Source organism: Pseudomonas sp. B37(2017) (genome assembly GCF_002112885.1).
Classification (GTDB): Bacteria; Pseudomonadota; Gammaproteobacteria; order Pseudomonadales; family Pseudomonadaceae; genus Aquipseudomonas; species Aquipseudomonas paraglycinae.
The window spans coordinates 95,415-121,304 of sequence record NZ_NEIX01000011.1; the positions used below are offsets into that span (position 1 = coordinate 95,415).

A 25,890-nucleotide genomic window follows, 5' to 3' on the forward strand; every position below is an offset into this window, starting at 1 on the left:
ACGCTATAAAACAGTCTGCATTGCAGGCAAAAAAAAGCGGAGCCCGAAGGCCCCGCTTTTTCATGCAACCAACCTGTTATCAGGCCAGTTTCTTGTGGCGTACCCGGTGTGGCTGGGCCGCTGCTTCGCCGAGGCGCTTTTTGCGATCGGCTTCGTACTCGGTGTAGTTGCCCTCGAAGAACACGGCTTGCGAGTCGTCTTCGTACGCCAGGATGTGAGTCGCGACGCGGTCAAGGAACCACCGATCGTGAGAGATCACAATGGCGGCGCCCGGGAAGTCCAGCAGGGCTTCTTCCAGGGAACGCAGGGTTTCAACGTCGAGGTCGTTGGACGGTTCGTCGAGCAGCAGGACGTTGCCGCCCTCCTTCAGGGTCAGCGCCAGGTGCAGACGACCGCGCTCACCACCGGACAGGTCCTTGACGAACTTCTGCTGATCGCCGCCCTTGAAGTTGAAGCGACCGACGTAGGTACGCGACGGGATCTCGTAGTTGCCGATACGGATCTGGTCGGAACCATCGGAGATCTGCTGGAACACGGTCTTGCTGCCGTCCAGGTCTTCGCGGCTCTGGTCAACGCAGGCCAGTTGCACGGTTTCGCCGATCTCGATGCTGCCGGAATCCGGGGTTTCCTTGCCCATCAGCATGCGGAACAGGGTCGACTTACCGGCACCGTTACCGCCGATCACGCCGACGATGGCGCCTTTGGGCATCGAGAAGGACAGGTTGTCGATCAGGACGCGATCGCCGTAGCCCTTGGTGACGTTCTTGAACTCGATGACCTTGTCACCCAGGCGCGGACCGGCCGGGATGTAGATCTCGTTGGTTTCCGAACGCTTCTGGAATTCCTGCGACTGCATTTCTTCGAAGCGTTGCAGACGAGCCTTGGATTTCGACTGGCGGGCCTTGGCGCCTTTGCGCACCCACTCCAGTTCTTCCTTCATGGCTTTTTCGTGGGCCGATTGCTGCTTGGATTCCTGGGCCAGACGATCGGACTTGGCTTCCAGCCAACCCGAGTAGTTGCCCTCGTAAGGAATGCCCGCGCCGCGGTCGAGTTCCAGAATCCAGCCGGCGACGTTGTCCAGGAAGTAACGGTCGTGCGTGATCGCTACCACAGTGCCCGGGAAGTCGTGCAGGAAGTGTTCGAGCCACGCAACGGAGTCGGCGTCCAGGTGGTTGGTCGGTTCGTCGAGCAGCAGCATGTCCGGGGCGGACAGCAGCAGACGGCACAGGGCCACACGACGTTTTTCACCACCGGACAGGTGTTCGACCTTGGCGTCCCAGGCCGGCAGACGCAGCGCATCGGCGGCAACTTCCAGCTGGCGCTCCAGGTTGTGACCGTCGCTGGCCTGCAGGATCGCTTCGAGCTTGGCCTGTTCGGCGGCCAGCTTGTCGAAGTCGGCATCCGGGTCGGCGTAAGCGGCGTAGACCTCGTCCAGACGCGCTTGCGCATCCTTGATCACGCTGACCGCTTCCTCGACCACTTCACGCACGGTCTTGGTCGGATCCAGTTGCGGCTCTTGCGGCAGGTAACCGATGTTCAGTTCCGGCATCGGGCGCGCTTCGCCTTCGAACTCGGTGTCGACGCCGGCCATGATTTTCAGCAGCGTGGATTTACCCGAACCGTTGAGGCCGAGTACGCCGATCTTGGCGCCGGGGAAGAAAGACAGCGAAATGTTTTTCAGGATTTCCCGCTTCGGCGGAACAACTTTGCCCAGCCGATGCATGGTGAAGACGTATTGAGCCATGGAGAACCTTGGGTCAGTGACAGATGAATGATTGGAGCGCAGGCGATGCCCGGCCAGACCATGCGCGTCGTTCACTTGATGGTGATCAATGCGTGCGCGCTGAAAAAAGTCTGATTCTAGGAGCTGGAACGCTCCCGCGTAACCGGCAAAGCTACCTGAATGACCGATGGCAGTCCAGCCGAGTGGGGCTGGCACTTCGCCACAACTCAAGGCATGCTAGCCGCCCCTTGGGCGTCCGGCTTATAGTGCACGTCGCGCCAGTCCAGCCAGACCGCAGGATTACAGCTTGTCCAACGTCACTCCGCCAGCCTCTGTGAGCAGCACCCAACCGGCGCCCGGCTCGTCCCTGCGCGGAACATTGAAAGGCGCGCTGGCGACACTGGTGCTGTTGCTGCTAGCGCTGCTGTTCTGGCAGCTGCTCGATCAACTGCGCGAAACCCAGAAAAACCAGCGTCAGTACACCATCGACTACACCGCTGACCTCGCCGCTCAGGTCAGCCTGAACATGGCGCTGAACGCGCAGATCGCCCTCAATCTGCTACCGATCGTCGAACAGCCCCAATCGGCCGACGAACAGCAGGCGCTGCTGCGCAAGCTTCAGCAATCGCTGCCTGACCTGCGCAGCCTGGCCCTGCTCAGCCCGTCCGGCAAAATCCTCAGCGACAGCGCGACTGACAGCCACGACGCCGATTACCTCAGCGATCTGGTACGCCGCAGCCGCGCTCAGGCCCACTACTTCAGCAACGCCGACGACGGTTCGGTGGTGCATCTATTGCTGCATCAGGCTAGCGGCAGCACGCGCGGTTACTGGGCGCTGCGCCTGACGCCGACCTTCTTCGACGCACTGACCAAACAGGGCGACAGCGGTATCCGCCCGCTGTGGCTGGTGGAAAACCGCGTCAACCATCAGATCATCAGCCGCGACGAAGCCCTGCCTTCTTCCAAGACCAGCACCCTGACCCCGGACGATCTGGCCAACAGCGTACTGACCGTGCCGCTGAGCAGCAGCGACTGGCAACTGCGTGGCCTGTTCGACCGCCAGCATGTGCTCGAACAACTGCTGCCGGCGTTCATCGGCAAATGCCTGTTGGGCCTGGCACTCTCGCTGCTGCCGTTTATCGCGCTGCTCAACATGCGCCGCCGTCAGCGTCAGGTGCATGAAGGGCGTCGGCGTTATCAGGATATTTTCGAAGGCACCGGCGTGGCGCTGTGCGTGCTGGATCTTTCGGGGCTAAAGCAGGTTTTTGAAAAGGCCCAGATCCAGACCAGCGACCAGCTCAAGGCCTGGCTCGACCAGCCGGCGCAGCGCCAGCAATTGCTCCACGAACTGCGGGTCACCGAGGTCAACCAGGTTGCGCTGCAACTGCTCAACGTCAATTCCTGCGACCACGCCTGGCAACTGCTGATCGACGGCCAGCCACACAGTCAGTGCGCCATCGGCAATCAGGTGCTCGACGCGGTGCTCCAGCAGCAAAAGCAGCTGGAACTGGAAATCAAACTGCCGGACATCAATGGCCGCGACCAGCACCTGTGGCTGGTGCTGCGCCTGCCTCAGGAACAGCACGACTACAAGGCCGTGATCCTGAGCATCAACGACATCACCAGCCGCAAGCTGATCGAGCTGTCGCTGCTGGAGCGCGAAGGTTTCTGGTCGGACGTGGTGCGTACCGTGCCGGATCATCTGTATGTGCAGGACGTGATCAGCCAGCGGATGATCTTCAGCAACCACCACCTCGGCCAGACCCTCGGTTACAACCGTACCGAATTGCATCAGATGGGCGAGTACTTCTGGGAAATCCTCCTGCACCCTGAAGACGCCGACTATTACCACCGCTCGCGGCAGATGCAGCGTCACGCCGGTTACAGCCAGTTGTTGCAGTGTCAGTTGCGCTTCCGTCATCGCGACGGCAAGTGGCGGCGCTTCGACATTCGCGAACAGGCGCTGGCCCGGGACAAGCACGATCAGGTCACGCGGATCATCGGCGTGGCCAAGGACATCACCGAGCAGATCGAAGCCAGCGAGTCCCTGCGCGACAGCGAACAGCGCTACCGGATGCTCGCCGAAAGCATCAGCGACGTGATTTTCTCCACCGACAGCAAGCTGTCGCTGAACTACGTCAGCCCATCGGTACAAGCGGTGTTGGGTTATGACGCCGAGTGGATTTTCCAGAACGGCTGGCAATCGACCATCGCCAACCCGCAGCAGCTGAGCGGCATCTATCACCTGATGGATCGGGTCAGCAAAGCCTTGGGCAAACCCGAGCAACTGGTGATTTTGCGCAGCCAGGTGCAGACCCAGATGTTCCTGTTCGACTGCCTGCGCGCCGACGGCCGCAAGATCCCGATCGAACTGCGTCTGGTGCTGGTGTGGGACGAACACGGCGCCTTCGAAGGCGTGCTCGGGGTTGGTCGCGACATCAGCCAGCAGCGCCGTGCCGAGAAAGACCTGCGCATGGCGGCCACGGTTTTCGAGCACTCGACCTCGGCGATCCTGATCACCGACCCGGCCGGTTACATCGTCCAGGCCAACGAGGCGTTCAGCCGGGTCAGCGGCTACGCGGTGAGCGAGGTGCTCGACCAGTTGCCGAACATGCTGACCGTCGACGAACAGCAGGACGCGCACCTGCGCTACGTGCTCAAGCAGTTGCATCAGCACAGCACCTGGGAAGGTGAAGTCTGGCTCAAGCGCCGCAACGGCGAGCACTACCCGGCGTGGGTCGGCATCACCGCCGTGCTCGATGACGAGGGCGATCTGGCCAGTTACGTGTGCTTCTTCAGCGACATCAGCGAGCGCAAGGCCAGCGAGCAGCGGATTCACCGCCTCGCCTACTACGACGCCCTGACCCACCTGCCAAACCGCACGCTGTTCCAGGATCGTCTGCACACCGCGCTGCAATCGGCCGAGCGGCAGAAGTCGTGGGTGGTGCTGATGTTCCTCGACCTCGACCGATTCAAACCGATCAACGACTCCCTCGGCCACGCCGCCGGCGACCGCATGCTCAAGGACATGGCCACGCGATTGCTGGCCTGTGTCGACGATGACGACACCGTGGCGCGGATGGGCGGCGACGAATTCACCCTGTTGCTGCAACACCGCTCCAGCCGCGAGATGGCGCTGAACCGCGCGATCCACGTGGCCGAGCAGATTCTTGCCAGTCTGGTGCGACCGTTCGTGCTGGAAGGTCGCGAGTTCTTCGTCACCGCCAGTATCGGCATCGCCCTGAGCCCACAGGACGGCAACGAACTCAGCCAGTTGATGAAGAACGCCGACACCGCGATGTACCACGCCAAGGAGCGCGGCAAGAACAACTTCCAGTTCTATCAGGCCGACATGAACGCCAGTGCGCTGGAGCGTCTGGAGCTGGAAAGCGATCTGCGCCACGCCCTCGAGCAAAACGAATTCGTGCTGTATTACCAGCCGCAGTTCAGCGGCGACGGCAAACGCCTGACCGGCGCCGAAGCGCTGCTGCGCTGGCGTCATCCGCGTCGCGGGCTGGTGCCGCCGGGAGATTTCATTCCGGTGCTCGAAGAGCTCGGGCTGGTGGTAGACGTCGGCGACTGGGTCATCAGCGAGGCCTGTCGCCAGCTCAAGACCTGGCACCAGAGCCGCGTGCGCGTGCCGAAGGTCTCGGTGAACATTTCCGCCCGGCAGTTCTCCGACGGCCAGCTCGGCACGCGGATCGCCACCATCCTCAAGGAAACCGGCCTGCCGCCGGCGTGCCTGGAGCTGGAACTGACCGAAAGTATCCTGATGCGCGAAGTCAGCGAAGCGATGCAGATCCTTGCCGGCCTGAAAAACCTCGGTTTAAGCATCGCGGTAGACGACTTCGGCACCGGTTACTCATCGCTGAACTACCTCAAGCAATTCCCGATCGACGTGCTGAAGATCGACCGCACCTTCGTCGACGGCCTGCCGTCCGGCGAGCAGGACGCGCAGATCGCCCGGGCGATCATCGCCATGGCCCACAGCCTGAATCTGGCAGTGATCGCCGAGGGCGTGGAAACCCATGAGCAACTGGACTTCCTGCGCGAGCATGGCTGCGACGAGGTTCAGGGTTATCTGTTCGGCCGGCCGATGCCGGCGGGACGGTTCGAGGCGCAGTTCAGCAATGATGCGCTGTTCATGTTCGACTGATTTTTTGCGGTGCTGCTCATGACGCCTTCGCGAGCAAGCCCGCTCCCACAGTGGACCGCATTTTTCCTGAAGAAACCGGGTTAAATGTGGGAGCGGGCTTGCTCGCGAAAGGGCCGGTACAGACGCTGGAAAAATCTGCGGTGCAGCCATCGCCAGCAGGCTTGCTCCCACAGGGCCTTGCTGTGGATCAGTATTCTCCGGTTGAAACGCGGCCATTGTGAGGCCTTCAAAGCACCGCACATCTGTCATGAACGCCACTTGTCTGCGACATGATGTCGTTTCATATGCCATCCAAAACCCGATGGGTTAGAATGCCCCCCTTTTCTGCCCCCGATCCTTGAGGACCGCCATGTTCAGCCGTGATTTGACTATTGCCAAGTACGACGCCGATCTTTTTGCCGCCATGGAGCAAGAAGCCCAGCGCCAGGAAGAACACATCGAGCTGATCGCTTCGGAGAACTACACCAGCCCAGCGGTGATGGAAGCTCAAGGCTCGGTACTGACCAACAAGTACGCCGAAGGCTACCCGGGCAAGCGCTACTACGGTGGTTGCGAGTACGTCGACGTTGTTGAGCAACTGGCCATCGACCGCGCGAAGGAACTGTTCGGCGCCGACTACGCCAACGTTCAGCCGCACGCTGGCTCCCAAGCCAACGCCGCTGTCTACCTGGCCCTGCTGTCGGCCGGTGACACCATTCTGGGCATGAGCCTGGCTCACGGCGGTCACCTGACCCACGGCGCCAGCGTTTCCTCCTCCGGCAAGCTGTACAACGCCATCCAGTACGGCATCGACGCCAACGGCCTGATCGACTACGACGAAGTCGAGCGTCTGGCGGTTGAACACAAGCCGAAAATGATCGTGGCCGGTTTCTCTGCCTACTCGCAGATCCTCGACTTCCCACGCTTCCGCGCCATCGCCGACAAGGTTGGCGCCTACCTGTTCGTCGACATGGCTCACGTGGCCGGTCTGGTCGCCGCTGGCGTCTACCCGAACCCGGTTCCGTTCGCTGACGTCGTGACCACCACCACCCACAAGACCCTGCGCGGTCCACGTGGTGGCCTGATCCTGGCCAAGGCCAACGCCGACATCGAGAAGAAGCTGAACTCCGCCGTATTCCCGGGCGCCCAAGGTGGCCCGCTGGAGCACGTGATCGCCGCCAAAGCGATCTGCTTCAAGGAAGCACTGCAGCCTGAGTTCAAGGCTTACCAGCAACAAGTGGTGAAAAACGCCCAGGCCATGGCCGGCGTGTTCATCGAGCGCGGTTTCGACGTGGTTTCCGGTGGTACTGAAAACCACCTGTTCCTGCTGTCGCTGATCAAACAGGAAATCTCCGGTAAAGACGCCGATGCCGCTCTGGGCAAAGCGTTCATCACCGTGAACAAGAACTCCGTGCCAAACGACCCACGCTCCCCGTTCGTCACCTCCGGCCTGCGCTTCGGTACTCCGGCTGTGACCACTCGCGGCTTCAAGGAAGCAGAGTGTAAAGAGCTGGCCGGCTGGATCTGCGACATCCTGGCTGACCTGAACAACGAAGCGGTAATCGACGCCGTTCGTGAAAAAGTTAAAGCCATCTGCAAGAAACTGCCGGTATACGGCGCTTAATTGCGACGTTAAACCCGCAGCTGAAAAACCGGCCAAGTGATTGGCCGGTTTTTTTTCGTCCGCAAAAAAGTTTCGGACTGTGAATGGCTCAAGATCGGGGCCTTGCACCCAACTGGTCAGACCGGTCATGCCAATTCGTCATTTTTCACTTGCGATCCGTAAAAAACAGCGCCTAGACTGCACCCGCACTGGACATACCGGTAAGACCACAATAATTAAGTCCTGAATCTGATGCGCCCCGCGCACGGCAGCCAGGACACCGACCAGGATTCCTCCCATGCTCAGATGGTGCTCGCGTTCAATCTTCCTCCAAGTGGTTCTCGGACTGGTGCTCGGCATCGTCTGCGGGCTGACCCTTCCTGAATACTCAGCCCAGCTCAAACCGCTCGGCGACGGTTTCATCAAACTGATCAAGATGCTCATCGGCCTGATCGTGTTCTGCGTGGTGGTCAGCGGCATCAGCGGCGCCGGCGACCTGAAGAAGGTCGGGCGCATCGGCCTCAAGTCGGTGATCTACTTCGAAGTGCTGACCACCATCGCGCTGGTGATCGGTCTGGTGTTCGCGTTCAGCACCGGGATCGGCAGCGGCGCCAACATCCATCTGGAGCAGCTGTCCGCCGCCGACATGGGCGACATCGCCGAGCGCGGCCAGCACATGCACACTACCACCCAGTTCCTGATGGACCTGATCCCGACCTCGGTACTCGGCGCCTTCGCCGATAACAATATCCTCCAGGTGCTGCTGTTCTCGGTGCTGTTCGGCAGCGCGTTGAATCTGGTGGGCGAAGCGGCTTCCGGGATCTCGCGGCTGATCAACGAGCTGAGCCATGTGATCTTCCGGATCATGGGCATGATCGTGCGTCTGGCGCCGATCGGTGTGTTCGGTGCCATCGCCTTCACCACCAGTAAATATGGCCTGGATTCGCTGCAACATCTGGGCAGTCTGGTCGGTTTGTTCTACCTGACCTGCATCGCCTTCGTCGCGCTGATTCTCGGTCTGGTGATGCGTCTTTCCGGTCTGCGCATGTGGCCGTTGCTCAAGTACCTGCGTGAAGAGCTGCTGATCGTCATGGGCACCGCCTCCTCCGATGCCGTGCTGCCGCAGATCATGCGCAAGCTTGAACATCTGGGCATCGGCAGCTCGACCGTCGGGCTGGTGATTCCGACCGGTTACTCGTTCAACCTCGACGGTTTTTCGATCTACCTGACCCTGGCCATCGTGTTCATCGCCAACGCCACCGGCACGCCGCTGGCCATGACCGATCTGCTGACGATTCTGTTGGTGTCGCTGATTACCTCCAAAGGCGCCCACGGCATTCCGGGGTCGGCGCTGGTGATTCTCGCGGCCACGCTGACGGCCATCCCGGCGATTCCGGTGGTCGGCCTAGTTTTGGTGCTGGCGGTGGACTGGTTCATGGGCATCGGCCGCGCGCTGACCAACCTGATCGGCAACTGCGTCGCCACCGTGGCCATCGCCCGCTGGGAAAAGGACATCGACGTGCAGCGGGCGAACAAGGTGCTCAACGGCGAGCAGGGCTATAACTTTCAGCCGAGAAAAACGGTCGCTCAAGCGGCGGCCAAAGAATTCTGAATGAGCGCCGTGCCTGCGCCAATGCAGGCACGGCTCATGGAGCGAACACGTGATTACTACATCAACCGTCGTCAACTCAGTGGTGGAAAAACTCCGGGCCGCGCTGGCCCGTGGTCAGTGGCGCTCCGGCGAGATGCTGCCGGGTCAGCGCGAGCTGGCCGAGCAACTGGGCATCAGCCGCCCGAGCCTGCGCGAAGCGGTGATCGTGCTGGAAACCCTTGGCCTGGTGCGCTCGATGCCCGGCAAAGGCGTGGTGGTTCTCGACGCCCAAGCCAGTGACAGCCAAAGCCACGACAGCGCAGTGGCCGGCGCCAGCCTCGAAGACGTGCTGCAACTGCGCTACACCCTTGAACCGTTCATCGTCGGTCTGGTGGCGCAGTCGATCAGCAGCAAGGAAGTCGGGCAATTGCGCCTGACCCTGATGGACATGCGCGAAGCCCTCGAAGCCGGCGACAGCGAGGCCGGGGTCAGCGCCTACATCGCCTTCCACGAAGAACTGTTCACCCTGACCTCGAACCCGATTTTCCAGAGCGTGGTGCAACAGACCAGCAACGCCCTCAAGCAAAGCGCCGAGGTACTGCGCAATTCGCCGGAGCACCTGGCCGAACGCCTTGAGGAAAACGAAGCCGTGGTGCGCGCGATCCGCAGCAAGAACAGCGCTCAGGCCAGCGCCGAAATGCGCCGGCACATTTTGCGTGAGGGCCAGCGGATGGGCATCGAGCTGAATATTCCGGATGACAACCTGAGCCACTGAAACGCCTCACACTGGAGACCGGCCATGAACAGTCTTGCCACGCCGTCGCACCCTCGCCCGACCTCGGCGGCCCTGCCCTTCTCCCGCCTGCAAGCGCCGGTGGACGATCTGTATCCGCGCCTGTTCGACGCAATCCTCGAGCAACGCATCGATGCCGCCAGCCGTTTCACCGAAGAAAGTCTCAAGCAGATGTTCGGCGTCAGCCGCGCTGATGTGCGTCGGGTGCTGACCCAGCTGTCCCACGAACAGATCATCGTGCTGCGGGCCAACCACCGACCGCGAGTGGCCGCGCCGGATGCCGAGCAGACACGTCAGGCCCTGCACGCCCGGCGTCTGGCCGAGAACACGCTGGTGCGATTGGCTTGTCAGCATGCGCAGGCTGAAGATCTGAAGCGCCTGCGAGCGTTGATCGAACGCGAACGCCAGGCTGTGGATAAAGATCGGCGCGGGGCGGCGATTCGCCTGTCCGGGGAGTTTCATTTGCAGGTGGCGAAAATGGCGCGGAATGCACCGTTGGCGCATTTTCTCGGCACGCTGGTGCCTTTGACTTCACTGGCGATTGCGCGATGCACTGAAATCACGCACAGCTGTTGCGGCTGGCAGGATCACGCCCGGATCGTCGAGGCGATCGAGCGTGATGACGCTGCCGAGGCGGTGTCGCTGATGAACCGTCATCTGGATCACCTGGAGCAGGCACTGCTGGGTTCAGAGTCTGGATATTGTGTTGCTGGTTAGAACGCCTTCGCGAGCAAGCCCGCTCCCACAATGAACTGCATTCTTCCTGACATAATGCGATCTATTGTGGGAGCGGGCTTGCTCGCGAAGAGGCCCTTCGAGACTCCACAAATTCAGTTTTGCTGTGCTGCCACCCGAGCAAACCCCGCCCGGATTTTCTCTTCCGGCAAATCGTCGGCGATAAACACGATCACGCTTTCCCGCGTCTCGCCCTCGGGCCACTCGGTGTCCCAGTCGAAGCCGTAGAGCTTCAGCACGCCCTGGAACACCAGCCGCCGATCTTCGCCCGCGATGTTCAACACGCCCTTGTAGCGCAGCAATTGCTTGCCGTGCTCTTCCAGCAACTCGTTCATGAATTCGCTGAGCTGATCGATATCCAGCGGCTGATCGGTACGCAGCACCAGGCTGGAAATCCGGTCGATGGACGGCGCCTTGCTGACTGGACGCAGGCTTACCCCGCCGCCGAGATCGGCGTTCAGGTTGAAACCGCGCACATCGAGCAATTCAGCCAGATCGATGTTGCCGTGTTCGACCACGCGGATCGGTGCGCGGCGGTTGATGCGGGTCAGTCGTTCGCTGAGCGCCGTGAAGGCAGCCTCGTCCACCAGATCGGTCTTGCTCACCAGCAAGCGGTCGGCAAAACCGATCTGCGCCTGGGCGATGGTCTGGGTCAGGTGCAGCTCGGCGTGGGCCGCGTCGACGAGGGTGATGATGCCGTCGAGCAGGTAACGCTCGCGCAGTTCTTCGTCGATGAAAAAGGTCTGTGCCACCGGGGCCGGGTCGGCCAGGCCGGTGCATTCGATGACCAGCCGATCGAAGGCGATTTCGCCGCTGTCCAGCCGTTCGAGCAGCAGATACAGAGCCTTGGTCAAATCGGTGTGGATGGTGCAGCAGACGCAGCCGTTGGCCAGGGTCATGACTTGCACCGGCTCGTCGCCCAGCAATTGGGTGTCGATGCCGGCGTCGCTGAATTCGTTTTCGATCACGGCGATTTTCAGGCCGTGCTCGGCTTTCAACAGATGGCGCAGCAAGGTGGTCTTGCCGGCGCCGAGGAAACCGCTGAGCACCGTTACAGGTATTGGAGAAGACAACATCGATCCCCTTCACAAAATTGATGAACAACACAAAACAAATGTGGGAGCGAGCTTGCTCGCGAAAGGGTCGTGTCAGTCGACATCATTGCTCAATGACACACCGCTTTCGCGAGCAAGCCCGCTCCCACAGTTGGGGACTGCATCAACCGAAGGCTGTCAGATCAACAGCACTTCGGCCCACCCTTGCCACCGTAACGGGCTTCCTGACGTTCGCGAAAGAACATCTCGTAGCTCATCACCGGTTTGTCCGGGTGTTTGGTCTGCATATGCTCGACGTAGGTGTCGTAGTCGGGCATGCCGACCATCAGGCGCGCGGCCTGACCGAGGTATTTACCGAGGCGACTCAGGTCATTGAACATGCTGCAATCCTCTGGTTACGCGTCCGGCAGGGCCTGGAATGGCGATTCTTTGTCCGTACGCTCTTTTTTGCCCCAGGCGGCGATGCCGACCTTGAGCGCATAGAACAGGATGCTGAATACCACGAACAGGAACAGCGCGGTCAATGTAGCGTTGGTGTAGGCGTTGAAGATCACGTGTTGCATCTGCTCGACGCTTTTCGCCGGCGCCAGCACCTGACCGTTGGCCAGTGCATCGCTGTACTTCTTGGCCAGCGACAGGAAGCCGATCGCAGGGTTGGCGTCGAACAGCTTGATGAAGCCAGCGGTCGTGGTGCAGATCAGCAGCCAGGTGGCCGGCAGCAGGGTGACCCAGATGTAGCGCTGGCGCTTCATCTTGATCAGGACCACGGTGCCGAGCATCAGCGCGATACCCGCCAGCATCTGGTTGGAGATGCCGAACAGCGGCCACAAGGTGTTGATACCGCCCAGTGGATCGACCACGCCCTGATACAGCAACCAGCCCCACATCGCCACACAACCGGCGGTGGCGATCAGGTTGGCGGACCAGGATTCGGTACGTTTCAGCGCCGGTACGAAGGAGCCGAGCAGGTCCTGCAGCATGAAGCGACCGGCACGGGTACCGGCATCGACTGCGGTCAGGATGAAAAGCGCTTCGAACAGGATCGCGAAGTGGTACCAGAACGCCATGGTGTTTTCACCCGGCAGCACACTGTGCAGGATCTGCGCGATACCGACCGCCAGGGTCGGCGCACCACCGGCACGGGCCAGGATGGTGGTTTCGCCGATGTCATGCGCCACGGCTTGCAGGGCTTCCGGGGTAATTGCAAAGCCCCAGTTGCTGACTGCGGTTGCCACAGACACCACGTCACCGCCGACCACGGCGGCCGGGCTGTTCATGGCGAAGTACACGCCAGGCTCGATCACCGAGGCAGCGACCATGGCCATGATGGCCACGAACGATTCCATCAGCATGCCGCCGTAACCGATGTAGCGGGCGTTGGTTTCGTTATCCAGCAGTTTCGGCGTGGTCCCGGAAGAGATCAGCGCGTGGAAACCGGAGACCGCACCGCAAGCGATGGTGATGAACAGGAACGGGAACAGACCGCCCTTCCACACCGGACCGGTGCCGTCGACGAACTGGGTCAGGGCCGGCATTTTCAGCTCGGGCATGGTCACCAGGATGCCGATCGCCAGAGCGACGATGGTACCGATCTTGAGGAAAGTGGAGAGGTAGTCACGCGGCGCCAGAATCAGCCACACCGGTAGCGAAGCGGCGACGAAACCGTAACCGACCAGCATCCAGGTAATCTGCACGCCAGTGAAGGTGAAGGCCTTGGCCCAGACCGGATCGGCGGCAATCTGCCCGCCCAGCCAGATCGAACCCAGCAGCAGCAACACGCCGACTACCGAGATCTCGCCGATGCGGCCCGGACGGATGTAGCGCATGTAGATGCCCATGAACATCGCGATCGGGATGGTCGCCATCACGGTGAAGATGCCCCACGGGCTTTCAGCCAGGGCTTTCACCACGATCAGCGCCAGCACCGCGAGGATGATGATCATGATCAGGAAGCAGCCGAACAGCGCGATGGTGCCGGGGATACGGCCCATTTCTTCTCGCACCATGTCGCCCAGGGAACGGCCGTTGCGACGGGTCGACATGAACAGGACCATGAAGTCCTGCACCGCGCCCGCCAGCACCACGCCGGCAATCAGCCACAGCGTGCCGGGCAGATAGCCCATCTGCGCCGCCAGTACCGGGCCGACCAGCGGCCCCGCGCCGGCGATGGCCGCGAAGTGGTGACCGAAGAGAATGTGTTTGTTGGTTGGAACGTAGTCCAGACCGTCGTTGTTGAGCACGGCGGGGGTGGCCCGACGCGGATCGAGTTGCATCACATTGTTAGCGATGAACAGACTGTAGTAACGGTACGCAACCAGATAAATGGCCACGGCGGCGACCACAATCCACAAGGCGTTGATCGCCTCGCCTCGGCGCAATGCCACTACGCCAAGGGCGCACGCTCCTACGATTGCCAGCAGCAGCCAGGGTAAGTGGCGTAGCAGGCTATTATTATTTTTCATTTTATTATTCCAGCCAGGGTGGACAAGAAAGACAGCCACCCCGAGTTTAGCGCTGTTGGCGGCAAAGGCCATACCCCGACATTGGTCTAGACAGTCCATTCGTTGGCAACACCCCGCCGGTCGGGTCTATAGTCAGCTGACCTTCCTGAGGATTGCGCCATGAGCGAGCACCCGTCCGAGCGTCGCCGCTTCAAACGTATCGCGTTCGATGCCCGAACCGAATTGAGCCAGGGCGAGTACATCTGGCCGGTGAAGCTGATCGATCTGTCGCTCAAGGGGCTGTTGATCGAGCGGCCCGAGCCCTGGCTGGGCAATTCCGAGCAGGATTTTTTCGTCGATATTCATCTGAGCGAGGACGTACACATCGAGATGGATGTGCAACTGGCTCATGAAGATCACGGCCAGCTCGGTTTCGTGTGCCGGCATATCAGCCTGGAGTCGATTCAGCGCCTGCGTCGCCTGATCGAACTCAATCTGGCCGACGAAACCGAACTGGAACGCGAGCTCGCGGCGCTGATAGACGTCTGATCACTCGAACAGCGAGTCCAGCGCCTGCTCCAGTCGTGTCACCGCAATGATCTGCAAACCTGGAGGCGCTTCCTTCGGCGCGTTGCCCTTGGGCACAATCGCGCGCTTGAAGCCGTGCTTGGCGGCTTCCTTCAATCGCTCCTGACCGCTCGGTACCGGGCGCACTTCGCCGGACAGGCCGACTTCACCGAACACCAGCAAGTCATGGGGTAACGGCCGGTTACGCAGGCTCGACATGACGGCGGCCATCAAGGCCAGGTCAGACGCGGTTTCCAGTACTTTCACCCCGCCGACCACGTTGAGGAACACGTCCTGATCGTGAGTCGGAATGCCGCCATGACGGTGCAGCACCGCCAACAGCATCGCCAGACGATTCTGATCCAGACCCAGCGTCACCCGACGCGGGTTGGCCAGATGGCTGTCATCCACCAGCGCCTGAACTTCCACCAGCATCGGCCGGGTGCCTTCCCACGTTGCCATCACCACACTGCCCGGGACTTCTTCCTGAGCGCGGGTGAGAAAAATCGCCGAAGGGTTGGAGACTTCTTTCAGGCCCTTGTCGGTCATGCCGAAAACGCCGAGTTCGTTGACCGCGCCGAAACGGTTTTTCACCGCTCGCAGCAAACGCAACCGGCCATCGGACTCACCTTCGAAATACAGCACGGTATCGACCATGTGCTCCAGAACCCGCGGCCCTGCGAGCGCGCCTTCCTTGGTCACGTGGCCGACCAGGAAAATCGCCGTGCCGCTTTGCTTGGCGTAACGCACCAGCAACGCCGCACTTTCGCGGACCTGGGACACGCCGCCCGGCGCCGATTGCAGTTGTTCGGTGAAGATCGTCTGGATCGAGTCGATCACCATCACCTTGGGTTTTTCCTGACGGGCGGTGGCGATGATGGTTTCGATACAGGTTTCGGTCATGACCCGCAGTTGATCCTGCGGCAGGCCCAGGCGGCGCGCGCGCATGGCGACCTGTTGCTGGGATTCCTCACCGGTGACGTACAGCGCCGGCATGCTCTTGGCGAGGTTGCACAGGGTCTGCAAAAGGATCGTTGATTTGCCGATACCCGGATCCCCACCGATCAGCACCACCGAACCGTCCACCAGACCACCGCCGAGCACTCGGTCGAGTTCGCCGGAGGCTGTGGAAAAACGCGGAATCTCTTCGATGCTGACTTCGGCCAGGGTCTTGATCTGGGCCTGCTGCCCGGCCCAGCCGGTACGCCCGCTCGGGGCGGCGGCACCGCCGCTCTCGACCATGGTTTCGGTCAGGGTGTTCCAGGCGCCGCATTCGCCGCACTGCCCGGCCCACTTGGGAAAGGTTGCGCCGCACTCGGTGCAGCCGTACATGCGCTTGGCCTTGGCCATCTGAACCCCCGGCAAAAACAGCGATGATAACGCAGCCATCGTCGATCAGCGCGGCGCGCCGGGACGGATTTCTCCGCTGGCCAGACGCGCGGCGCTGCTGCCGGTCAGTCCCCGGCAATTGCCGGGGCTTGAAAGGGCCGCTATCAGTCGACCAGTTTGGCCGCCAGGGCCTTGACCCGATCCAGATCACCCTTGGCCACTTTGGTCACACCGGCGCCGTATTCCGGATCCGCCTTATAGAGGAAGGACAGCATGATGTGCTTGCTCTCGTCATCGGCGCCCGCCAGCGAACCGCCAAAGCTCTCGATCAGATCCTGACGTTCCTTCTTGCTGAACGAGCGATACAGATCACCGGCCTGTTTGAAGTTCTGCTCACGCTGGATCTTCGCCTGTTGCGTGCTGCCCTGCAGCGCGGTCTGGCTGTATCGCGCACCTGGCGTCTCTTCACGAGGTTGCAGACGGCTTGGCTGATAGTTGACGCCCGAGCTGCTCGCACCAACATTCATCGCGCCATCCTGATTGCCATTGTTGACGGCGGTTTTGGCGGCATTGATCGGCAATTGCAGGGCGTTGGCGCCGAGGCGATACATTTGCGTATCGGCATAGGCAAATATCCGGCCTTGCAGCAGGCGGTCTTCCGAAGGCTCGATGCCCGGCACCACATTCGAGGGTGCCATGGCCACTTGTTCGGTTTCCTGGAAGACATTCGCAGGATTGCGGTTCAAGACCATTTGTCCAACTTTTCGCTCAGGAATACCTGGCCAGATCTTGGTTGCATCAAGAGGATCGAAATCAAACTTGGACAAATCTTTCGGATTCAAGACTTGGACGTACAAGTCCCACTTGGGAAAATTACCTTTGTTAATATTTGTTACTAAGTCGTGAGTCATGTGACTGTAATCCCGGCCCTGAACTTGCACAACTTGTTGCGGATCGAGATTCTTGATGCCCTGCAAACTTTTCCAGTGAAACTTCACATAGTGAACATCGCCCTTGGCATTGACCAACTTGTAGGCATGCACACTGTTGCCATCCATCTCCCGATAACTGGCCGGTGTTCCCGAGTTGGAATACAACTCCGTCAATGTGCGAGTGGCTTCCGGTACATGGGAGAAGAAGTCGAAGCGGCGCGAATCATCGTCAAGGTTGGTACGCGGATCGGGCTTGAAGGCATGCACCATGTCCGGGAACTTGATCGCATCGCGGATGAAGAACGTCGGGAAATTGTTACCCACCAGATCCCAATTACCGTCGGCGGTGTAGAACTTGGTCGCGAAACCCCGAGGGTCACGCAGGGTTTCCGGAGAGTGATTGCCGTGAACCACCGCCGAGAAACGCACGAACACCGGCGTGACCTGGCCGGCAGTAAACACCTTGGCCTTGCTCAGATCGCTCAGATCGTTGGTCGCAGTGAACGTACCATGGGCACCAGTGCCTCGGGCATGCACAACGCGTTCGGGAATGCGCTCGCGGTCGAAGCGTTGCAGCTTCTGGATCAGTTGCACGTCCTGCAACAGTACCGGGCCGTTGGCGCCGGCGGTTTGCGAGTTCTGGTTGTCGCCGACCGCCGCACCGTTGTCACGGGTCAGCGGCGCGGCATTCACGGAAAGGGTCAACAGGCTGGCGGCCAATACACCAACGGTGCGACGGGGAATAACCCCTGAACCAAGCGTGGAATTCATTTCAGGTTCCTCTGTTTTTTTGAGGCGCATCCAGGTGCGCCAGACAGAGGCTAGAAGCTCGATTCGCCAAACCTAAATAGAAAGATCACAACGCCGTGATTGAATATTTTTTCTTCGGAATCAGCGGTTTGAGGCGTATTCCGCGCGCGATTAGTGGCACTTTGCAAACTAATTGCGAAATGGTGTGTCGATAAAAACAGGCTTTGTAAGAAGGTGTTACGCGCAGGACGCGTTATGCTGATTTACACTGCGTACACCAAACTCATCTGTAACAAGGAAATAACTATGGGCGTGCTCAGCGAGTTCAAGGCCTTCGCGGTCAAAGGCAATGTGGTCGACATGGCCGTCGGTATCATTATCGGTGCGGCCTTCGGCAAGATCGTTTCGTCGTTTGTCGGCGACGTGATCATGCCGCCCATCGGCCTGCTGATTGGCGGGGTGGATTTCAGTGACTTGGCCATTACGCTGAAAGCTGCCGAGGGCACTGCCCCTGCGGTGGTGCTGGCCTACGGCAAATTCATCCAGAGCGTTCTTGACTTCGTGATCGTAGCCTTCGCGATCTTCATGGGCGTCAAAGCCATCAACCGCCTGAAGCGCGAAGAAGCCGTGGCGCCTACCCTGCCGCCGGTACCGACCAAGGAAGAAGAACTGCTGGGCGAGATCCGCGATCTGCTCAAGGCTCAGAACAACCGGCCTTGAACACTTAAACGGCGCCTGAGGGCGCCGTTTTCTTACCAGTAGTTTTCCACCGCCACCTGTCCCGGTCGCCGCGTCAGACTCAAGGCCATGCCGCGTTGCTTGAGCAAGGCCCGGGTGTCATCGATCATCTGGGGATTACCGCAGAGCATGACCCGCGAATGCGCAGGGGTCAGCTCGACGCCTGCCACCCTCTCCAGCTCGCCATTTTCGATCAGCGTGGTGATGCGTCCGTTGAGGGCGCCCGCATACGGTTCACGGGTGACCACCGGAATGAACTGGAATTTGTGTGCATATTCGGTCAGGTAGTCACGCTGCGTCAGCTCGGCAATCAGTGTTTGATAAGCCAGCTCTCGAGCCTCTCGCACGCTGTAGACCAGAATGATTCGTTCAAACTTTTCCCAGACTTCGAAGTCCTGAAGGATCGACAGAAACGGTGCCACCCCCGTGCCTGTGGATAACAGCCACAGATCGCGACCATCAATGAAGCGATCCAGCGTCAGATAACCAAAGGCCTGGCGCTCGATCAGCAAGCTATCCCCTGCCTTCAGCCGGCTCAGTTCGCTGGTGAACTCACCACCCGGCACCACGATGGAAAAGAATTCCAGAAACTCGTCGAACGGCGAAGACACCATCGAATAGGCGCGCCACACCGTACTGCCGTCCTCACGGGTCACGCCAATCCGGGCGAATTGCCCGGCGCGAAAGCGGAAACCGGTATCCCGCGTAGTACGCAGGGTAAACAGGTTCGGGGTCAGCGGTTGTACATCGAGCAATGTCTGGCGGCTGAATTTTTCGCTGCTGGCGGTCATCGATTCACTCCATCAACAATGAACCGATTGTTACTCATAATTACGTAATGGAACACCGACAGTTTGTAATGGCATTTCAAAGTGCCACTATTACAGAGACCTTACTGACTTGAAGGTCAAACATTTATATGAACAACCCCATATAAACGACTGGTGTAGATATTCCAAACAGATTCACTCTCCAAGAACAAAAAAATCCAAGCGACTCGTAAGAAGCGTCCTACACTCGTCTGCGTGTCCGTCCCTTTGGATCCAATAGACACCCTCGTGAACTTGTTTATGGAGAACATTCCGAAATGGAAAGGTGGAAGGAGTCCCAGATAGAACAGATCACTCGCGCGAAGGAAATCGATAACGCCTTCCCGATTTTAAGAAATTTTGCCAACAATATAGGTTTCCAGTATTGCGGCATTCAAGTCTCGCGGCCGCGACTACCGTCATTCAAACCCTTTTTTATCAACAACTTCACACCTGCTTGGAATGAGGAGTATCAAAATAACTACAGCGCAGATGACCCGATAACAACTTATTGCCAGAGGTCCATGCTGCCATTTCTCTGGAGCAGGAAAGCCTTCTCGAAGACACCGCGCATGTGGAGTGCGCTTCAAAATCACAGGATGGAACACGGCTGGTCGCAGTCGTTTCACGACGAAAAAAATGACTTGTGCTGCACAATCAGCCTGGCGCGGCCCTATTGCGAAGTTTTCGCATTGGAACTGTACGATCAATACGGTGTGTTGCAATACGTCTTGCAACACTTGTGCGCGTTGTTCCTCATCGCGTTCCCGCCAATGCTGGCCAAACCACCGCCCGTACGATTGTCTATACGGGAACTCGAAATCGTGAAGCTGTGCGCCTTGGGCAAGACAGCCTGGGAAATCGGTCAGATCCTGAATGTCGCGGAACGGACCGTGAACTATCACATCAAAAACCTGATCACCAAATTCAACGCCTGCAACAAGATGTCAGCCGTCATCGCCGCCTCCAAGGCCGGATATCTCTAGGCCGCCCTCTTCCACTGCACTGAAATCAGACGAGTATTGCCAACAAAAAAAACGTACCATTTGCAGCCTTCCTGAGTGATGTCGTGACCGTTCACGCCGTTGTCCACTCGGTCGGTTCCGCCGCACGACACCCTGGGCTGCGGGACATCCGTCGATTACCCAGAGTCCCCGCCCCATGCCTTTGCTCGATACGCCCTTCGCCCAGCTCGATCTGATCCGCCAGCCCGAACAGCAGAACGAACCGCTGCAAGCCTTCGACGCAGCCGACGAATACCTGCTCAATCATCTGGCCGAACAGAATCTGCCGGCGGATACCCGAGTATTGGTGCTCAACGACAGTTTCGGCGCACTGGCCATCAGCCTCTCGGGCAAGGTGCAGGTCAGCACCAGCGGTGATTCGTTCCTGGCGTTTCAGGGGCTGGAAAAGAACCTGCTGCGTAACGGTCAGGCATTCGATGCGCTGCGCGGTATTCCCGCCAGCGAGCCCTTGGTCGGGCCGTTCGACCGGGTGCTGATCCGCGTCCCGAAAACCCTGGCGCTGCTGGAAGAGCAACTGATTCGCTTGCAGGGTCAATTGGCACCCGGCGCTCAGGTGGTAGCAGCGGCGATGGTCAAGCATTTGCCTCGTGCCGCAGGTGACCTGCTGGAACGCTACATCGGCCCGGTTCAGGCTTCACTGGCGGTGAAAAAGGCACGTTTGCTGATCGCCACGCCCGAGGCCAAGGCACCCGCCGTCTCGCCCTACCCGACCCGTTATCGCCTCGACGAGCCGGCCATCGAACTGCTCAACCACGCCAACGTGTTCTGCCGTGAAGGCCTGGACATCGGCACCCGCGCCTTCCTTCCGCACCTGCCGAAAAACCTTGGCTCGGCACAAGTCGCAGACCTCGGCTGCGGCAACGGCGTACTGGCCATCGCCAGCGCCCTGCAAAACCCCGATGCGCATTACACGCTGGTGGATGAATCGTTCATGGCCGTGCAATCAGCAGCCGAAAACTGGCGCGCGGCGCTGGGTGAGCGTGAAGTGATCGTGCGCGCCGGCGACGGTCTGGCCGGCCAGGAGGCACAGTCGCTGGACGTGGTGCTGTGCAACCCGCCGTTCCACCAGCAACAGGTGGTCGGCGACTTCCTCGCCTGGCGCATGTTCCAGCAGGCCCGCGAAGCGCTGGTCGTCGGCGGTGCGCTGTACATCGTCGGCAACCGTCACCTGGGTTATCACAGCAAACTGGCGCGGCTGTTCCGGGGTGTCGAGCAAGTCGCGGCTACGCCGAAGTTCGTGATCCTCAAGGCGCGCAAATAATCCGGGCAAAAAAAACCCTCCGGTCGGAGGGTCAAAAATCCGTGCCGCAAGGCAGCGGGATGGGAAGTCTCAGTGCGTGGTCAGGCCTGCTGCATTCATGAACATGCGCATCAGGCTGGCGACGATGAACAGTGCACCGACGCTGCCGACCCAGATCATGGCCAACCAGCCGAGCCGCTGCCACAGCGGCTTTTTTTCGGCTTCTTCAATGTCGTGCAGGGAATGTTTGCCGGTCATTTTCTTTAAACCTCTTCAAGATGGATGGCGCCGCTACCGACGCCATCGCGAGCAAGCTCGCTCCCACAGGGTTTTGCTTAGTGATAACCGTCTTCGTGGGTGACCTTGCCGCGGAACACGTAGTAGCTCCAGAAGGTGTAACCCAGGATGAACGGGATGATGAACAGCGTGCCCACCAGCATGAAGCCCTGGCTTTGCGGCGGTGCAGCGGCGTCCCAGATCGAGATCGACGGCGGCACGATGTTCGGCCACAGGCTGATGCCCAGACCGCTGTAGCCGAGGAAGATCAGCACCAGGGTCAACAGGAACGGCATGTAGTTGGCATTGCGCGCCACCGCGCGGATCAGACCGTACATCGTCACCAGCACCAGAATCGGCACCGGCATGAACCAGAACAGATTCGGCATGCTGAACCAGCGCGTCGCAATTTCCGGATGGGCCAGCGGCGTCCAGAGGCTGACGACGCCAATCACCGCCAGCAGCACGAAGGCCAGAGGACGCGCCAGGTTATGCATCTGTTCCTGCAACTTGCCTTCGGTCTTCATGATCAGCCAAGTGCAGCCGAGCAAGGCATACGCCACCACCAGCGCGGCACCGCAGAACAGCGTGAACGGCGTCAGCCAGTCCAGTGAACCACCGGCGTATTGCCGGTTGACCACGGGCAAGCCGTCGATGAACGCGCCAAGCGCCACGCCCTGGAAGAACGTCGCCGCCACCGAACCACCGATGAACGCCTTGTCCCACAGGTGACGCTTGTCGTCCTTGGCCTTGAAGCGGAACTCGAACGCCACGCCGCGGAAAATCAGCCCGATCAGCATGAAGATCAGTGGCAGGTACAGCGCCGACAGCACCACCGAATAGGCCAGCGGGAACGCACCAAACAAAGCCGCGCCGCCCAGTACCAGCCAGGTTTCATTGCCGTCCCATACCGGGGCGACGGTGTTCATCATCACGTCGCGGTCGGTCTTGCCGGGGATGAACGGAAAGAGAATCCCGATCCCCAGGTCGAAACCGTCCATGACCACGTACATCATGATGCCGAAGATGATGATCACGGCCCAGATCAGCGGAAGATCAATACCCATGACTCAAATCTCCTTGGTCAGGCTGCGGTCGTGTTCGGCACCATCGTCGTCGGCAGCGGACAACGGACGGGCCGGCGTACGTTTCTGGCCAGGACCACCTTCGTTGGTTTCCTTGCCTTCGTCGGTCTTCGGTCCTTTGCGCACCAGGCGCATCATGTAGCCCAGACCCGCACCGAACAGCGCGAAGTACACCACCACGAACATGATCAGCGTGATGCTCATCTGCATGAAACTGTGGTTGGAAGACGCGTCCGCCGTGCGCATCAGCCCGTAGACCACCCACGGCTGACGACCGATTTCAGTGGTGAACCAGCCCGCCAGGATCGCGATCAGACCGGACGGCCCCATCCACAACGCCAGGTACAGGAACGGCCGCGACGTGTAGAGCGTGTCGCGCTTGCGCAGCCACAGGCTCCAGAGGCCGGTGAAGATCATCAGGAAGCCGAGGCCGACCATGATCCGGAACGACCAGAACACGATGGTCGAATTCGGCCGGTCTTCCGGCGGGAATTCCTTGAGCGCCGGGACTTGCTTGTCCAGCGAGTGGGTCAGGATCAGGCTGCCGAGGTAAGGGATCTCCACCGCGTACTTGGTTTTCTCTTCCTTCATGTCCGGCCAGCCGAACAGGATCAGCGGCGTCGCTTCGTCGCCATGGTTTTCCCAGTGGCCTTCGATCGCGGCAATTTTTGCCGGCTGATGCTTGAGGGTGTTGAGGCCGTGGAAGTCACCGATGACCGCCTGAATCGGCGCAACGATCAGCGCCATCCACATTGCCATCGACAGCATGGTGCGAATCGCCGGGTTGTCCTTGCCGCGCAGCAAGTGCCAGGCCGCCGACGAGCCGACGAAGAATGCTGTCGCGACGAACGCCGCCGTCGCCATGTGCATCAGGCGATACGGGAACGACGGGTTGAAGATGATTGCCAGCCAGTCGGTCGGGATCACTTGGCCGTTGACGATCTCGAAGCCCTGTGGCGTCTGCATCCAGCTGTTGGAGGCGAGAATCCAGAACGTCGAAATCAGCGTGCCGATGGCCACCATGACCGTGGAGAAAAAGTGCAGCTTGCGTCCGACCTTGTTCCAGCCGAACAGCATGACGCCCAGGAAACCGGCTTCGAGGAAGAACGCCGTGAGCACTTCATACGTCAGCAACGGGCCGGTGACGGAACCGGCGAAGTCCGAGAAGCGACTCCAGTTGGTGCCGAACTGGTAGGCCATGACCAGTCCCGAGACCACGCCCATGCCGAAGTTGACGGCAAAGATCTTCGACCAGAAATGGTAGAGGTCACGGTAGGTGTCGTTGCCGGTTTTCAGCCACAGGCCTTCCAGCACCGCGAGATAGCTCGCAAGACCGATGGTGATCGCCGGGAACAGGATGTGGAACGAGATGGTGAACGCGAACTGAATTCGGGCGAGATCCAGGGCCTCTAAACCGAACATAAGCTTTCCTCTATCAGATAACGGTTCCAAGACTGGCGGCCTTGGACCACTGCCCCCACGGGTATGGAGTGCGGCGAACTCGGATTCGTTCTTCTTTTTACAGGCATCGCGACGCAGGGAGTCTGCCGACGGGTCCCGGATCAGTTCCGCGAAGGGTCTTGATCTGGATCAATCAACGTTGAAAGAGTAGTCCCATTTCCGACGGGGAACCGCGTGGTCTTTTGCCGCGTGACAAGTTGCCTCACAGTCCTGGCAACGCCCTGAAATACATCGGTGGCCGGGTTCGGTGTCCGGGCGCGGAAAAATCGATGTCTGGCTAACTAAATTTTTTGTCATAGCAACTTCCTGTTACAGACTGGTGATAATCTCGCGGTTCCCCTCGATCAAGACCGGCCCGCAAATGCCCAGCCAAGAGCCCTTGCTGTTACGTCACCACCGTCCCTTTCTTGCGTTCTGGTTTGCCCGGATCTTCACCGCCAGCGGTTTTCAGATGCTCACCGTGGCGATCGGCTGGAATCTCTATCAACTGACCGGCAACGTGCTCGACCTGGGTCTGGTCGGACTGGTGGAATTCGCGCCACGCGTATTGTTCATGCTGCACACCGGCCACGTTGCCGATCGCTACGACCGGCGCAAGGTCGCGGCGATCTGCCAGTCGTTGCAGGCACTGATTGCCCTGGCACTGGCCATCGGCAGCGCCACCGACCATGTCACCCGGGAAATGATCTTTATTCTGGCGTTCTTGCTGGGCGCCGCGCGCTCGTTCGAAATGCCGACCACTCAGGCGCTGCTGCCGAGCATCGTGCCCAGCGCATTGTTCCCACGGGCGGTCGCCGCCGCGCAATCTGCACAGCAATCGGCCACCATCGTCGCCCCGGCGCTCGGCGGTCTTCTTTATGCCTTCGGCAGCGTGTGGGTCTATGGCCCGACGGTCATTCTGTATGTGATCGCCTGCACCCTGATGCTCAACCTGCCCGCGCGACAAACACCGCTGAACAAAGGCAAGGCGACGCTGGATTCGTTGCTGGCGGGGATTCGTTTCATTCGCAGCCGCCCGGACATTCTCGGGGCGATTTCGCTGGATCTGTTCGCCGTGCTGCTCGGCGGCGCTACGGCGCTGTTGCCGGTGTTCGCCAAGGACATTCTGCTGACAGGGCCGTGGGGGCTGGGACTGCTGCGTTCGGCGCCGGCGGTCGGGGCGTTGATGATGTCGCTGTTCCTGGCGCGATTTGCCGTTGAGCGAAACGTCGGCCGGGTGATGTTCACTGCCGTCGGTGTATTCGGCGTGGCCACCATCGCCTTCGGTCTGTCGACGTCGTTCTGGTTCTCGCTGGCGGTGCTGGTGGTGCTCGGCGCGGCGGACATGATCAGCATGGTGATCCGAGCCTCGTTCGTGCAACTGGAAACCCCGGACGAAATGCGCGGCCGGGTCAGCGCGGTGAACGGCCTGTTCATCGGCGCTTCGAACCAGTTGGGCGAATTCGAATCCGGCCTCACCGCGCACTGGTTCGGCACCGTGCCGGCAGTGGTGATGGGCGGCATCGGCACGCTGGTGGTGACCGGAACCTGGATCAAACTGTTCCCGACCCTGGCCAACCGCGACCGGATGCATGTGCCGGTGGAAGAGGTGAAGGCCTGACG

The 25,890-nt window shown here is 60.2% G+C and carries 20 protein-coding genes; 10 read left to right on the forward strand and 10 right to left on the reverse strand.

The genetic code is table 11. The annotated features are described in order from the left end of the window. Positions 1-79: 79 nt before the first annotated feature. On the reverse strand, positions 80-1,744 hold the full coding sequence (gene ettA, locus CAF90_RS23915; protein ID WP_007950976.1) for an energy-dependent translational throttle protein EttA: 1,665 nt from the start codon (positions 1,742-1,744) through the stop codon (positions 80-82). A 286-nt stretch (positions 1,745-2,030) separates the two neighbouring features. Between ettA and morA the strand changes: the two genes are divergently transcribed. From morA to CAF90_RS23940, 5 genes are all read left to right on the forward strand, one after another. Then, positions 2,031-5,879 (forward strand): cyclic di-GMP receptor MorA, encoded by a 3,849-nt coding sequence (morA, locus tag CAF90_RS23920; protein WP_007950977.1) that lies wholly within the window; start codon positions 2,031-2,033, stop codon positions 5,877-5,879. Positions 5,880-6,228: 349 nt separating this feature from the next. Then, positions 6,229-7,482, forward strand: a complete 1,254-nt coding sequence (gene glyA, locus CAF90_RS23925) for a serine hydroxymethyltransferase (protein WP_007950978.1) — start codon at positions 6,229-6,231, stop codon at positions 7,480-7,482. Positions 7,483-7,759: 277 nt separating this feature from the next. Further along, the gene (locus tag CAF90_RS23930; protein ID WP_085608708.1) at positions 7,760-9,073 is read left to right on the forward strand and encodes a C4-dicarboxylate transporter DctA; all 1,314 of its coding nucleotides are present in this window, start codon (positions 7,760-7,762) and stop codon (positions 9,071-9,073) included. 49 nt (positions 9,074-9,122) lie between these two features. Beyond that, complete coding sequence (locus CAF90_RS23935) at positions 9,123-9,827, forward strand: FadR/GntR family transcriptional regulator (protein WP_007950980.1); 705 nt, start codon at positions 9,123-9,125, stop codon at positions 9,825-9,827. A gap of 24 nt (positions 9,828-9,851) precedes the next feature. Then, entirely contained in the window at positions 9,852-10,562 is a 711-nt protein-coding gene (locus tag CAF90_RS23940; RefSeq protein ID WP_085608709.1) for a GntR family transcriptional regulator, read from the forward strand. 113 nt (positions 10,563-10,675) lie between these two features. Here CAF90_RS23940 and yjiA read toward each other — a convergent pair whose 3' ends face one another. From yjiA to CAF90_RS23955, 3 genes are all read right to left on the reverse strand, one after another. Beyond that, a complete protein-coding gene (gene yjiA / locus CAF90_RS23945) occupies positions 10,676-11,656 on the reverse strand; it encodes a GTPase (RefSeq protein ID WP_371915876.1) in 981 nt (326 codons plus the stop codon). 161 nt (positions 11,657-11,817) lie between these two features. Next, positions 11,818-12,015 carry a YbdD/YjiX family protein gene (locus CAF90_RS23950; protein ID WP_003228401.1) on the reverse strand — a complete coding sequence of 66 codons (198 nt, stop codon included), beginning with the start codon at positions 12,013-12,015 and terminating at the stop codon, positions 11,818-11,820. A gap of 15 nt (positions 12,016-12,030) precedes the next feature. After that, positions 12,031-14,097: a carbon starvation CstA family protein gene (locus CAF90_RS23955; protein ID WP_007950983.1), complete on the reverse strand. Its 2,067-nt coding sequence runs from the start codon at positions 14,095-14,097 to the stop codon at positions 12,031-12,033. A 159-nt stretch (positions 14,098-14,256) separates the two neighbouring features. On the opposite strand from CAF90_RS23955, the gene CAF90_RS23960 reads away from it, so the two are divergent. Further along, on the forward strand, positions 14,257-14,625 hold the full coding sequence (locus CAF90_RS23960; protein WP_085608710.1) for a PilZ domain-containing protein: 369 nt from the start codon (positions 14,257-14,259) through the stop codon (positions 14,623-14,625). Here CAF90_RS23960 and radA read toward each other — a convergent pair whose 3' ends face one another. Together radA and katB are read right to left on the reverse strand one after the other, a co-directional pair. Then, entirely contained in the window at positions 14,626-15,993 is a 1,368-nt protein-coding gene (gene radA, locus CAF90_RS23965) for a DNA repair protein RadA (protein WP_007950985.1), read from the reverse strand. Positions 15,994-16,136: 143 nt separating this feature from the next. Further along, complete coding sequence (gene katB / locus CAF90_RS23970) at positions 16,137-17,675, reverse strand: catalase KatB (protein ID WP_085608711.1); 1,539 nt, start codon at positions 17,673-17,675, stop codon at positions 16,137-16,139. A 285-nt stretch (positions 17,676-17,960) separates the two neighbouring features. On the opposite strand from katB, the gene mscL reads away from it, so the two are divergent. Further along, complete coding sequence (mscL, locus tag CAF90_RS23975; RefSeq protein WP_085608712.1) at positions 17,961-18,374, forward strand: large-conductance mechanosensitive channel protein MscL; 414 nt, start codon at positions 17,961-17,963, stop codon at positions 18,372-18,374. A 32-nt stretch (positions 18,375-18,406) separates the two neighbouring features. Here mscL and CAF90_RS23980 read toward each other — a convergent pair whose 3' ends face one another. Beyond that, positions 18,407-19,183 (reverse strand): ferredoxin--NADP reductase, encoded by a 777-nt coding sequence (locus tag CAF90_RS23980; RefSeq protein ID WP_085608713.1) that lies wholly within the window; start codon positions 19,181-19,183, stop codon positions 18,407-18,409. 296 nt (positions 19,184-19,479) lie between these two features. On the opposite strand from CAF90_RS23980, the gene CAF90_RS23985 reads away from it, so the two are divergent. Together CAF90_RS23985 and CAF90_RS23990 are read left to right on the forward strand one after the other, a co-directional pair. Beyond that, the gene (locus CAF90_RS23985; protein ID WP_085608714.1) at positions 19,480-20,187 is read left to right on the forward strand and encodes an autoinducer binding domain-containing protein; all 708 of its coding nucleotides are present in this window, start codon (positions 19,480-19,482) and stop codon (positions 20,185-20,187) included. Positions 20,188-20,362: 175 nt separating this feature from the next. Beyond that, complete coding sequence (locus tag CAF90_RS23990) at positions 20,363-21,487, forward strand: class I SAM-dependent methyltransferase (RefSeq protein ID WP_085608715.1); 1,125 nt, start codon at positions 20,363-20,365, stop codon at positions 21,485-21,487. 69 nt (positions 21,488-21,556) lie between these two features. Here CAF90_RS23990 and CAF90_RS23995 read toward each other — a convergent pair whose 3' ends face one another. The 3 genes from CAF90_RS23995 to CAF90_RS24005 form a co-directional block, all read right to left on the reverse strand. After that, positions 21,557-21,724, reverse strand: coding sequence for a DUF2474 domain-containing protein (locus CAF90_RS23995; protein WP_007950992.1), 168 nt, complete (start codon positions 21,722-21,724; stop codon positions 21,557-21,559). 77 nt (positions 21,725-21,801) lie between these two features. Further along, entirely contained in the window at positions 21,802-22,809 is a 1,008-nt protein-coding gene (cydB, locus tag CAF90_RS24000) for a cytochrome d ubiquinol oxidase subunit II (RefSeq protein WP_085608716.1), read from the reverse strand. Positions 22,810-22,812: 3 nt separating this feature from the next. Then, on the reverse strand, positions 22,813-24,249 hold the full coding sequence (locus CAF90_RS24005; RefSeq protein ID WP_085608717.1) for a cytochrome ubiquinol oxidase subunit I: 1,437 nt from the start codon (positions 24,247-24,249) through the stop codon (positions 22,813-22,815). 400 nt (positions 24,250-24,649) lie between these two features. Between CAF90_RS24005 and CAF90_RS24010 the strand changes: the two genes are divergently transcribed. Further along, positions 24,650-25,888, forward strand: coding sequence for an MFS transporter (locus CAF90_RS24010; protein WP_045121629.1), 1,239 nt, complete (start codon positions 24,650-24,652; stop codon positions 25,886-25,888). Positions 25,889-25,890 lie beyond the last annotated feature (2 nt).

Coding starts and splice junctions, on each gene's coding strand:
- CAF90_RS23985 (WP_085608714.1), top strand. CDS start 19,480: ATGGAAAGGTGGAAGGAGTCCCAGATAGAACAGATCACTCGCGCGAAG.
- glyA (WP_007950978.1), top strand. CDS start 6,229: ATGTTCAGCCGTGATTTGACTATTGCCAAGTACGACGCCGATCTTTTT.
- CAF90_RS23950 (WP_003228401.1), bottom strand. CDS start 12,015: ATGTTCAATGACCTGAGTCGCCTCGGTAAATACCTCGGTCAGGCCGCG.
- CAF90_RS23980 (WP_085608713.1), bottom strand. CDS start 19,183: ATGACCGCCAGCAGCGAAAAATTCAGCCGCCAGACATTGCTCGATGTA.
- ettA (WP_007950976.1), bottom strand. CDS start 1,744: ATGGCTCAATACGTCTTCACCATGCATCGGCTGGGCAAAGTTGTTCCG.
- CAF90_RS24005 (WP_085608717.1), bottom strand. CDS start 24,249: ATGTTCGGTTTAGAGGCCCTGGATCTCGCCCGAATTCAGTTCGCGTTC.
- CAF90_RS23955 (WP_007950983.1), bottom strand. CDS start 14,097: ATGAAAAATAATAATAGCCTGCTACGCCACTTACCCTGGCTGCTGCTG.
- katB (WP_085608711.1), bottom strand. CDS start 17,675: ATGAATTCCACGCTTGGTTCAGGGGTTATTCCCCGTCGCACCGTTGGT.
- mscL (WP_085608712.1), top strand. CDS start 17,961: ATGGGCGTGCTCAGCGAGTTCAAGGCCTTCGCGGTCAAAGGCAATGTG.
- CAF90_RS23990 (WP_085608715.1), top strand. CDS start 20,363: ATGCCTTTGCTCGATACGCCCTTCGCCCAGCTCGATCTGATCCGCCAG.
- yjiA (WP_371915876.1), bottom strand. CDS start 11,656: ATGTTGTCTTCTCCAATACCTGTAACGGTGCTCAGCGGTTTCCTCGGC.
- cydB (WP_085608716.1), bottom strand. CDS start 22,809: ATGGGTATTGATCTTCCGCTGATCTGGGCCGTGATCATCATCTTCGGC.
- CAF90_RS24010 (WP_045121629.1), top strand. CDS start 24,650: ATGCCCAGCCAAGAGCCCTTGCTGTTACGTCACCACCGTCCCTTTCTT.
- CAF90_RS23930 (WP_085608708.1), top strand. CDS start 7,760: ATGCTCAGATGGTGCTCGCGTTCAATCTTCCTCCAAGTGGTTCTCGGA.
- radA (WP_007950985.1), bottom strand. CDS start 15,993: ATGGCCAAGGCCAAGCGCATGTACGGCTGCACCGAGTGCGGCGCAACC.
- CAF90_RS23960 (WP_085608710.1), top strand. CDS start 14,257: ATGAGCGAGCACCCGTCCGAGCGTCGCCGCTTCAAACGTATCGCGTTC.
- CAF90_RS23995 (WP_007950992.1), bottom strand. CDS start 21,724: ATGACCGGCAAACATTCCCTGCACGACATTGAAGAAGCCGAAAAAAAG.
- CAF90_RS23940 (WP_085608709.1), top strand. CDS start 9,852: ATGAACAGTCTTGCCACGCCGTCGCACCCTCGCCCGACCTCGGCGGCC.